General features: G+C 44.6%; 7 protein-coding genes and 2 pseudogenes. 6 read left to right on the forward strand and 3 right to left on the reverse strand.

Translation table 11 applies throughout. The features are described 5' to 3' along the window. A partial coding sequence (locus P2G85_RS20550) for an IS3 family transposase (protein WP_275865928.1) occupies window positions 1-122 on the forward strand: 122 nt, incomplete at its 5' end. Window positions 123-169: 47 nt separating this feature from the next. Here P2G85_RS20550 and P2G85_RS20555 read toward each other — a convergent pair. The 3 genes and pseudogenes from P2G85_RS20555 to P2G85_RS20565 all read right to left on the reverse strand — a co-directional run bounded on the left by P2G85_RS20555 (window position 170) and on the right by P2G85_RS20565 (window position 3,233). Continuing rightward, complete coding sequence (locus P2G85_RS20555; protein WP_249251533.1) at window positions 170-514, reverse strand: PAS domain S-box protein; 345 nt, start codon at window positions 512-514, stop codon at window positions 170-172. Next, window positions 502-1,926 carry an FAD-dependent oxidoreductase gene (locus P2G85_RS20560; protein WP_275865923.1) on the reverse strand — a complete coding sequence of 475 codons (1,425 nt, stop codon included), beginning with the start codon at window positions 1,924-1,926 and terminating at the stop codon, window positions 502-504. The genes P2G85_RS20555 and P2G85_RS20560 overlap by 13 nt, the downstream gene beginning before the upstream one ends. Before the next feature lie 378 nt (window positions 1,927-2,304). Beyond that, window positions 2,305-3,233, reverse strand: a pseudogene (locus tag P2G85_RS20565) (IS5 family transposase). Between the two features lie 1,059 nt (window positions 3,234-4,292). Here P2G85_RS20565 and P2G85_RS20570 point away from each other — a divergent pair. From P2G85_RS20570 to P2G85_RS20590, 5 genes and pseudogenes are all read left to right on the forward strand, one after another. Next, the gene (locus P2G85_RS20570; protein ID WP_275865924.1) at window positions 4,293-4,616 is read left to right on the forward strand and encodes a DUF6506 family protein; all 324 of its coding nucleotides are present in this window, start codon (window positions 4,293-4,295) and stop codon (window positions 4,614-4,616) included. 36 nt (window positions 4,617-4,652) lie between these two features. Continuing rightward, entirely contained in the window at window positions 4,653-5,522 is an 870-nt protein-coding gene (locus P2G85_RS20575; RefSeq protein ID WP_275865925.1) for a helix-turn-helix domain-containing protein, read from the forward strand. 266 nt (window positions 5,523-5,788) lie between these two features. Beyond that, a complete protein-coding gene (locus P2G85_RS20580; RefSeq protein WP_275865926.1) occupies window positions 5,789-6,580 on the forward strand; it encodes a nucleotidyltransferase domain-containing protein in 792 nt (263 codons plus the stop codon). Between the two features lie 42 nt (window positions 6,581-6,622). Further along, window positions 6,623-7,111, forward strand: a pseudogene (locus P2G85_RS20585) (substrate-binding domain-containing protein); the annotation flags it as partial. A gap of 156 nt (window positions 7,112-7,267) precedes the next feature. Beyond that, the gene (locus P2G85_RS20590; RefSeq protein WP_275865927.1) at window positions 7,268-8,527 is read left to right on the forward strand and encodes an HD-GYP domain-containing protein; all 1,260 of its coding nucleotides are present in this window, start codon (window positions 7,268-7,270) and stop codon (window positions 8,525-8,527) included. The last annotated feature ends 260 nt before the right edge of the window (window positions 8,528-8,787 follow it).

Raw genomic sequence — 8,787 nt, forward strand, 5'->3', positions numbered from 1 at the left:
CGCGAGACGAGATGCGCCAAGCGATCTTCGAATACATAGAGGTTGATTATAATCGGACGAGAAGGCACAGTGCTCTTGGGTATCTAAGCCCAGTTAACTTTGAACAACAAAATGTCGCTTAATAATGAAGTGTCCAGTCTGGCAGGAGCAGATCAAGTTAACACTTGACTTAGTCTTCATCTAGTCTTGGAAGAGTTATGTCTGCTGGTGTTTCGATAATTGCAGTGACAACATGGCTTCGTTCCGTTATGCATAACTCAACAGGCAGTGTATTTCCATCAACTCGACGAGCGTCCACCTGTAGCCATGAGCCCATTGCTTTTTTGGTGCTTTTTTTATTCCATCGCTCCCATCCCGCATTGTGTCGCTCGCGATGCTTAAACGGTATAATTTCGATAACTGGCTTACCGATCAATTCTTTAATTTCCCACCCTAATATTTTTGTAACATCACCTTCGAGCTCTACAATTTTACCATCAGTATCGGAGGTAATTGTCATTCTTAATCTAACCATGGAATTTCCTCATAAGACATTGTTAGTGCATATACGTTTTTCACCGCTGAACGTATTGCTGATTCAATCCACCTGCGATGTTTTCGATCATAGGTTTCGCCGGCAAACCAAACTCGCCCAACCGGTTGCAATAATCTCTGATAATGTTTGCTGGTCATCTGATGCGGCTGAAATAATCCTCCTACTCCACCAGCATGCTGATCATTTCCCCAGTCATGCGCTACTCCTCCCTCAAAATATTGATGTGCCTCTGGATAAATTGAAACCACATCGTCAAGTACTCTCAAAATTCGCTCTTCCGGCGATAAAGACGCCATTACCATAGCATCTGCTTCCCAAGTATAAGAGCCAATAATTTGTCCTCGCTCACCACTTCCTTGCCCAGCTACTGTAAATACAATATTTCGACTCGGTAAGTCTGTAATACACATTCCCCCATTAGTTCCAATTCTATCTTCCCACCATCGTTTGGAAAATTGCAGGAAAACCTTTGCTGCCCTACCGGCATAGGCTGATCTCACCGCTTCACGTTTAGGCCCATCCATACCTTCTATTTTGATATGCCGTAAGACTATTGGTGGTGGAGTCATCACTACAGCGTCTGCCTTATAAGTATGTTCTTTACCTCCTATTAACACCGATACCTCTGCCTTGGAGATTGTTTGTTTTACTTCCGTGACCCTTGCGCCATATTGAATGAGGCTAGATAACGGTTCTGCCATCCGATCGCACAGAGTACCAGCGCTTTCCTTAAGGTATGTCAACTTACTACCAAAAGCATCCTCTCGAACATACATGGCCCACTCGGCAAAATTAAATGCCATACGCCCTTCTATATTGTTTAATAACGCTATTGCGGCGATCTCTGAATCAGTCAGATTTTGTTCGACAAGATAGTCTCGAATGGAATAGCCGTCATACTGATTAATAAACGCGTAATATGCTTCATCTTCATCTTTTATGTCATCAAACACCTTGAATGCTGGTGCCATCGTTTTTTCCATTAGCTCAGAGAATGACTGTTCCACATCAAACCCCATATCCCTCAACGTCACACTATTGATTTCACTCGTGCGACCATTCAAGTTGACTTCTTTATATGATAGGGGGAAGGGCAGAACTGTCATGCCATACTGCTTAAAAAGAGTATGTGCATGGATGTGACCTGGTGCATAACGCATACCACCTAGCTCTGCATAACGGCCATCAGGATAAAAATGAGTATAAAGTCGTCCGCCATTTCGTTGTTGGGATTCAAATATCCTCACATAATGTCCGGCATCCTTAAGAAGGTTGGCCGCTGTTAAACCAGCTATACCAGCGCCAACGATAATTACGTCCTGCTTTGAACTGGCAGGCAAGCCTTTGCGCAGAATCTCGACGGTATTCAATCCATCGATAGAACTCGTCATAATTTAGGCCTCCAGAGAGATAACATTAATTCGATTATGGTTGTCAATTTTAATTAGTCACTATTTGTTAAACTGAGCATAGGTGAAACAGCCAACCAATCACGCATTTTGTTTGTTAATTATTGGTGGGATATTTATGAATTGCCAATGATTTTCTAGATAATTTAGAATGGACACTGTTCAGTAAATGAGCAAGAAAAAGTGGAGTGGCCCGTATTTCATTGGTACCCTGATGCCTCAAAATGAGGCGATTCAACTTACTTCAGGTGAGAGGCGCTATTTTAGGACTCTATCACCAAGTCTGAGCGTGCCAATTCATCACAGAAAGGGGACTTTGTTTTCTAAATCGAACTAACAAAAAACTTGATTGTTTAAGTATTAGCCAAAATACTGTGTTTCAGGCATACCTAGCCTAGTCAGCTTATTTAATGCTTTGATCATGACGGAAGCTTCCCCTACTTGAGCATTGTAATTTCTCATGCTCAAGCTGCCGCCGAGTAACTGCTTTATCCGATGCATGGCGGTTTCAGAGATGGAACGACGATGGTAGCCATAACGTTTCTTCCATTTTTTATTTGAGCCGTGAAGTTTTTGAAAACTCACTGCCAAATTACGTGGATGTCCTTGTTCCCAGTAGGCTGCACCGTCACGTGGAGGAATAAGGCTAAAGGCCTGTTTACGGCGGATAACTGTATGGCACTCTCGCGTATCATAGGCACCATCTCCTGAAATCGTATGGATTTTTCGATGAGTTTGCTTCAGAGAATTTGGCAACACTTCAGCATCGGTCACATTCGATAAACTGAGCTCAGCGGCAATAATCTCGTGGGTATGAGTGTCAACGGCAATATGCAATTTGCGCCAAACTCGGCGTTTGCCATCCGTATCATGCTTCTTCACTTTCCATTCTCCTTCGCCATACACCTTTAGCCCTGTGGCATCGATAGCTAAGTGCTGAATGGTGCCCCGAGGCTTGGTTTTGAAGGTGATTTTAACCATCTTAGCACGTTTGCTGATACAGGTGTAATGTGGGCAAGATAACGGCACGTTTGCCAGTTTAAACACGGAATTAATAAAGCCTTGCAGGGCTCGCAGTGGCATAGAAAAAATACGCTTTACCATGAGTGCGGTGGTGATAGCTAAATCACTAAACACATGCGGCCGACCTTTTTTACCTGGTTCAGTTGTGGCTTTCCAAGTGGCGATGCGATGGCTTCCTCATCAATCCAGAAGGTTAGCGAGCCACGGTTAATCAAGGCTTGATTGTACTGTTTCCAGTTGGTTGTTTTATAGCGAGGCTTTGGCACGATTGATTCATAAGTCTGTGAATGATGCCGATCTGATCATTCGCTACAGATTTAGTTCAATCGATTTAGGAAACAAAGCCCGCTAAAGGGATTAATTTCAAACACTTAGTTACTTCTTATAACTTGCTTCTGTCTAAAAGCGAGTTTGAGCAGCATTTCACATCTGTGCTCGACGTTTGTAAAAAAGATCCAATGAAATCCTATTTTATGGTCCTTGATATCCAAAAAAATCCTCTTAAATGCAATTGATTACAAGTGCTTAAGAGGAATTCAAAATCCGTTGCCTTCGGGCGTGGCGGTTCAAGTCCACCCACCGGTGCCATATTCTATATAGCAAAGCCTCGACTCATGTCGGGGCTTTGTTGTATCTGGGGTTTGTGAATTCCAATCCAGCGTGGCGTCAGGAGTGCCTGCCCAGTCAAGTCCGCCCACCGGTAGCATACATAGAAAGGTCGCTTTTATAGCGGCCTTTCGTCGTTTTAGGTGTTGGACAAGTGCAATCGAAGTTTCTTCAGCGTTGCCTTCTTGGTGGCGGCAGGAATGCCTGTCCAATCAGTCCGCCCACCGGTACCATACATAGAAAGGTCGCTTTTATATCGGCTTTTCGTCGTTTTGGGCGTTGGACAAGTGCAATCGAAGTTTCTTCAGCGTTGCCTTCGCGGTGGCGGCAGGAATGTCTGTCCAATCAGTCCGCTTACCGGTACCATAATTCATATAACAAAGCCTCGACATAAGTCGGGGCTTTGTTGTTTCTAGGCTAATCAGAAGCTTACCTCAGTTTTCCTTTCTTGTTATCGACGCTTTCTCCGGTGCATTACCGTCAAAGCGTGCGTAAGATCAGTTAGTATTCCTGTTTCAGTTAACTCGTCGCTGGCGTTCCCGCGGTATGGGGCCAGAAAGATGATCTGGTGTGAGTGCATTTAACGGCGCTGACACATTGTCAGCTTCTGCATTGGTTTTGAGCTTTGATGTAATTAATCCGGTTTTTGACGCATTTCTACAATACGAAGACAGGTTCGGTAATTAATATTCCAGCCATCGTTTAGTTGGAGGATTAAAATGTCTGGTGTATTTAAAGCAGCCTTTATTTTTGTAGCGCCTGAAGCTCAACCATCAATGCACTCATCTTGGGTTAAAACCAAACAAGTTGAGGTCAAAACCGTTGCAGCTGTTGACTATCAACAGGCCTGTGAGTTAGCTGAGTCGCTGGTAGGTGAAGGCATTCAGGCCATCGAGCTTTGTGCAGGGTTTGGCCATATTGGTGTTGCTGAAGTAGTTAAAGCGGTTGATGGAAGGGTGCCGGTTGGTGTTGTTCGTTTTGATAAGCACCCTTGTCTTAACTTCGCTAGTGGCGATGAACTGTTTCTTGCTAATGATAGATAGTCAGCTTTCCTGCTGTGGGTATGTTATCTTCCTGACATGATTACAAAAATGTTAAGGCCTGCCGCGCCGTTAAGCGATTATATCGCGCAGTTTTGGTTATGGCAGTGTGACTCTCCGCTCGCTATACCTGATATTTTCCCCGGTACCGGGGTGGAGATGCTGTTCAACTTCGGCGATCCGGTGATGATCGAATCGCCTCAGTTAGGTCGTTTAGAAACATATCAAGGGCTGCTGATCTGTCCGAGGAAAACTTTGTTTCGCCTAAGAGCGACAGGCAAGACAAAAATCGTCTCAGTGCGGTTTCGTTCCGCCGGGTTTTACCGGCTATTTGCTATTCCCCTGACCGAAATTGCGGATCGTATTGTCGATACGCGTGATATTATTTTGCCTGATGGTATCCATTCTTTAGCTTTTGCTGAAACCGATACGGCAATGCTTGCAGTGATTGAAAGGCTAATGTTGGAAAGGCTGAATGCGAACACTCACTTACTTAGTGGTATGGAGTGGGCTATCGATCAGATCTACTATCGGCGTTGCCCCAATATTATCAGGGACGTGAAGCAAAACCTCGGCGTGAGCGAGAGAACATTTCAAAGAAAGTTCAAAATGATAACGGGGAGCAACGCGAAATATTTTGAGCGGACTGCCCGTTTTCAATCTTGTTTGAGAAGTCTGCTCGATGAACCGGTAGCTGACTACAAAGATACCATTTATATGAATGGCTACTACGACCAGTCTCATTTTATTAAGGACTTTAATGCATTTACCGGGGTGACCCCAGGTAAGTTCTTGACGGAAGAAAATTATAAGTTAAATCACTACACTCATGCTTTCTACAATAACCGTCTACAGTGTCAAGGCTCTACCTTTAGTCAGGGGGCGGCAGGCCATAACCTCATTGCTTGACGTTCTTTCCCTCAATTATCTATAGACTCTGAACATCACAACAGAGCTGATTCATCCTAATAAAAGTGGGTGGTCGTTCGTTATGCTGTTGAGTGCTAGCTGGATAAATACTGGTTTCCTTAGTGAATGCTATCAGAGGGTTGCGAAAGTGTTCGGCTAAGCTATTTTGTGTTACGTCTATGCCTATAAATGCTTAATATGTGTCAATACACACATTTGGTGGAGGCGCGTCTGAGGTAAAGTGACGCTTTTTCAGGAGAGACCAAATGTCAGAGAAACAGTTATTTGCGCTTGCAGAGGCTTTTAGTCAGCTGCCCGAAGTGGAGGCGGTGGTTCTGGGGGGATCGCGTGCCAACAGTACCCAGGATGAGTTGTCAGACTATGATCTGTATGTTTATCAGAGCCAGCCAATCAGCCGGGATGTTCGTCAACAGATCACCGAGCGTTACTGCTCGTATGTGGAGTTGGCCAACCAGTACTGGGAAGAAGAAGACGATGCGGTGTTGCACGGTGGTACTGTGGTAGAGGTGATATACCGGCAGTTGGCCGAGTTTACCCAGACCATCGATAATATTGTCACCCGTTGCCAGGCCTCGACCGGTTACAGCACCTGCTTTTGGTATAGCTTATTGCATGGCCGTGTCCTTTATGAGAAAGATGAATGTTTTTCTCGGCTGCAACATCGATACGATGTTACCTATCCGGCTTCGTTGCGTCAGGCCATCATCGATAAGAACCTCCCACTGTTGCTTAACGTGATTCCTGCTTATCCTGACCAAATCAAAAAGGCGATCCAGCGCGGTGACCGATTGAGTGTCCAGCATCGTGTAACCGCATACCTGGAGAGCTACTTTGATGTGTTGTTTGCGTTGAATGGCTTACCACACCCGGGAGAAAAACGCCTGTGTCAGTATGCGCAGCAGCACTGCCGGTCGCTTCCGGATGGCTTTGAGCAGCATATTGACCGGTTATTATCGCCTGCAACAGATCAGGAGTTACTTGAGACAGTGAGGGAAATGTCTGAACAGCTTGAAGCGTTAGTTAAGCGAGAGATGTGATAACAAAAGCTGGTGGTTTGATAGTGCTCACCGGGCGCAGGGCATTTGTTGGCTGGTGGGCATCGAAATATCGCGTGTATCACGGGACCATCACATCGATATAATAGTCGATTAAGAAAACTCGGCTATATAGACGCACTAGAAGCTGCAGGTATCGGGGCTAATGAGAGTTGGTGTGAAGAAGGGAATTACGGCCGGCAAAGCGGCTATGATGCGATGGCAGCAATTTATCAAAGGCATCCTGAAGTCACGGCGGTATTCTCTTGCAGTGAGGAGATGACAGTAGGGGCTATGCAGTATCTGCATGAGTATGAGATACCGGTTCCTGAGCAAATCTCACTGGTGAGTTTTGACAGCGTCGATTTGTGTGAAAGCATCTACCCCACGGTTTCTGCCGTTCATTTCCCAATTAGTGATATGGCAAGGGCCGCAGTCCAAACCTTAATCAGCTTGATTAAAACTCAAGAGCCCACAACTAAATCGCTGTTTGAAGTAGAGCTCAAGCTTCGCAATGCCGATCGTGCTCTATAGCGGAGTATGAGTATCAACGACTTACATCTATGGCATGTGGCAGTTTGTTGATGGCAAGCACATAGGCGCTTGATACATCCTCCTTATTAGTGAATTCATTCACAGAATCGACTACTATTACTGGTTCAGAAAGAAAACCTAATCAGTAGTGGAAAAGTGGCAGCTATTAAAATTACAGTGGACCGTCTTCAACCTGGTTTGCACATTCGCCTACCGCTTAAGTGGAATGACCATCCATTTTTACTCAATAGTTTTAAAATCAAAGATCAAGCTCAGGTTCAGATGATTCGCCATCTTGGAGTCTCCTTCGTCTATTTAAATCCAGAGCAAAGTGATACCCAGCCGCTTCCGGTCTCCAGTCAGCCAGCGGACACATTAGAAGAAAATCAAGAACAGGCGATAGATCTGGAAACGCAGAAGCTGTGGCAGGAGAAGCAAAAGCGGATAGAAAAGTTGAGTGCTTATCGTCGTCGGGTCATTCAGTGTGAAAAAGAATTTGAACGCTCACTGGCACGCATGCGTGCGGTGATGACAAAAATCCGTAACCGACCAACCGCAGCAGTAGAAGAAGCAACGTTACTGATTGATGATATTGTCGAGAAGCTATTGTGTGATGACAATGTCACACTGCATTTGATGAACGGCAAAAACGATTATGAGGATGTCTATTTTCATTCACTGAATGTGGCCGTGATTGCATTGATGATTGGTAAAGCTAAAGGCTATAGCGTAGAGCAGTTAAAGGAAGTCTCCTTCGCTGCCCTTTTTCATGATATGGGGAAAATAAAAATTCCTACCGCAATCCTCAGAAAGCAGACGCCATTAACAGAGCCAGAAAAAAACTACTTGAAATTGCATACCAAATACGGATTGGATTTGGCTCGCCATATCGAAAATTTTCCTGAACGTACCAAAAAGGTGATTGCTCAACACCATGAACTGGCTGATGGCAGCGGATATCCTGAAGGGTTAAAAGGCAATGAAATTGACGAGCTTACACAAGTAGTTATTGTTGCTAACGCTTTTGACAATTTATGTCATACATCGGTCCTGGCGGAGCAAAAGATCCCTTATACAGCGCTCTCCCACTTATATAAGAACTGTAAGCACCTTTATAATGAAGAGAACCTTGCCATCTTGATTAAGTTCATGGGAGTGTTTCCTCCTGGTACCGTTGTGCAGTTGTCCAATAATATGGTTGGGCTGGTGATTTCAGTAAACTCCGCTAATTTGCTCTATCCGAACGTACTCATTTATGACCCTACGGTTCCAAGGACTCAAGCGCCGATTATCGATCTGGCTTCTAAAGACCTCAAGATTGTCAATGCGGTTCATCCGACAAAGTTACCGGACAATATTAGAGAGTACTTAAACCCCAGAGCGCGAATATCCTATTTTTTTGATAGTGATGAGTAATTATCCACAGCTTGTTGTGAGTAAGTTGTGTGAATTGACTGGGTAATATCTGGGTAAAACAGGCTCTGTATGGAAAGTGTTCGTTTGGCGCGTTTTTGGTAAAAAAAGTCTGTTTTTGACTTGCCAAAACAATCAGCCTCCCTATAATGCGCATCCACCGACACGGCAGACGCGATAAGGCTTCCGCTGAGTTGGCGAGGTGAAAAGCTTCTGAGAAAATTAATTGAAAAAAGTGTTTGACACTTTCAGTTATCTCGCTA

The sequence above is a fragment of the Vibrio sp. CAU 1672 genome, assembly GCF_029223195.1.
Taxonomy (GTDB): Bacteria; Pseudomonadota; Gammaproteobacteria; order Enterobacterales; family Vibrionaceae; genus Vibrio.

What these genes read in the sequence shown, in the direction of transcription:
- P2G85_RS20570 (WP_275865924.1), top strand. Translation starts at nt 4,293, where the DNA reads ATGTCTGGTGTATTTAAAGCAGCCTTTATTTTTGTAGCGCCTGAAGCT.
- P2G85_RS20555 (WP_249251533.1), bottom strand. Translation starts at nt 514, where the DNA reads ATGGTTAGATTAAGAATGACAATTACCTCCGATACTGATGGTAAAATT.
- P2G85_RS20575 (WP_275865925.1), top strand. Translation starts at nt 4,653, where the DNA reads ATGATTACAAAAATGTTAAGGCCTGCCGCGCCGTTAAGCGATTATATC.
- P2G85_RS20560 (WP_275865923.1), bottom strand. Translation starts at nt 1,926, where the DNA reads ATGACGAGTTCTATCGATGGATTGAATACCGTCGAGATTCTGCGCAAA.
- P2G85_RS20580 (WP_275865926.1), top strand. Translation starts at nt 5,789, where the DNA reads ATGTCAGAGAAACAGTTATTTGCGCTTGCAGAGGCTTTTAGTCAGCTG.